Genomic DNA, 1425 nt, shown 5'->3' on the forward strand with positions numbered 1-1425 from the left:
TAATGCCGATCGTTTAAGAAGACTTGAACGATCTTGCAGTTAGCAGATAATCCCCATCAACAACGTTGATGGGGATTTTTTTATGCTTGAACAAGAATTAGCAATGGCACACGAGACCATTGAAGATGCCGACAATTATGAATCTGTCGTCGACGCCATTCAGATTGAATGGATAGAACAAGCTCTTCTTGAAACTAATAAAGCGAGCATAAGACGACGTCGGCTTCCCGCTCAGCAAGCTGTCTGGTTAGTTATTTGGATGGGGCTGCAACGCAACATGTCTATCAAAGAGGTATGCAGTTCATTAGACATTGCGCTTCAGCCTAAACCTGAAGATAGCTGGTCTCGTGTTGCACCTAGTGTCCTAACTGATTCACGCCGACGTCTAGATGAGAGTCCGTTAGCGGCTCTGTTTCACACAACGGTAAAGGCTTGGAGCGGAGATATCCTTCAACAAGACAAAGGCTTAGAGCTTAATGTTCTTGCTGTCGATGGGACAACATTTAGGTGCCAAGATTCCCCAGAGAACGCTGAAGAATTTGGGTTCATCTCTAAAAAATTAAAACCTTACCCTCAACTTCGTTTAGTCGCTTTGATGTCAACAGAAACTCGAATGATTATGGGGGCGGCTTTTGATGGCTGTCATGTCGGTGAAACGACCTTAGCTAAGCGTCTATTCAATGATATCCCCGCACATTCATTGACCTTATTTGATCGTTGTTATTTCTCGGCAGACCTCTTGTTGTCGTGGCAAGAGAGTGCGGAAAATGCTCACTGGTTAATGCCTGCAAAACGTAAGCTACGCTATGAAGTGTTGGAGAAATATGCGGAGAACGACATGCTCATCTCAATGCCCATCTCTCCTCAAGCTCAACGGCAGAATCCGAATTTACCCGCACGTTGGGAAGCTAGATTAGTCCTATATCAAGAGCCAAAAGGTGAGATAAAAGGTTTTATTACTTCACTTACAGACCCTAGTAGATACTCGCTAGAAAGCCTGCTGCGTATTTATTGGCAACGCTGGGAGATAGAAGAAGGTTATGGTGAAATTAAGCAGACTCAACTGCAAAGTCACGTCACTTTACGAAGTCGTTTTTCTGCCGGTGTGAAGCAAGAGCTTTGGGGCGTATTACTTGCCTATAACTTAGTGCGATTAGAGATGGTTAAGATAGCTTCAGAAGCCGGGGTTCGAGCGACTAGGGTCAGTTTTACCGCCGCAATTAACCTTATTGATGCGCAATTACGTTGGTTAGCTTTAAGTCCAGACGGAACTCTACCTGTAAAACTGAAAAGGATGAGAGACAGTTTGAGTCACTTCATTCTTCCAGATAAAAGAAAGGACCGAACGTTTCCACGTTCAGTCCTCTTTGTCCCAGCCAAATATCCGTTCAGGTTCAAGCAATAATGCTTATCCGAACGGCATTA

At 44.3% G+C, this 1425-nt stretch carries 1 protein-coding gene; it reads left to right on the forward strand.

The features are described 5' to 3' along the window. The first annotated feature begins 82 nt into the window (after window positions 1-82). Window positions 83-1405 (forward strand): IS4-like element ISVbsp1 family transposase, encoded by a 1323-nt coding sequence (locus tag AB6D07_RS22960; protein WP_017104226.1) that lies wholly within the window; start codon window positions 83-85, stop codon window positions 1403-1405. Window positions 1406-1425 lie beyond the last annotated feature (20 nt).

The sequence above is a fragment of the Vibrio sp. 10N.239.312.C11 genome (genome assembly GCF_041466065.1).
Lineage (GTDB): Bacteria > Pseudomonadota > Gammaproteobacteria > Enterobacterales > Vibrionaceae > Vibrio > Vibrio tasmaniensis_A.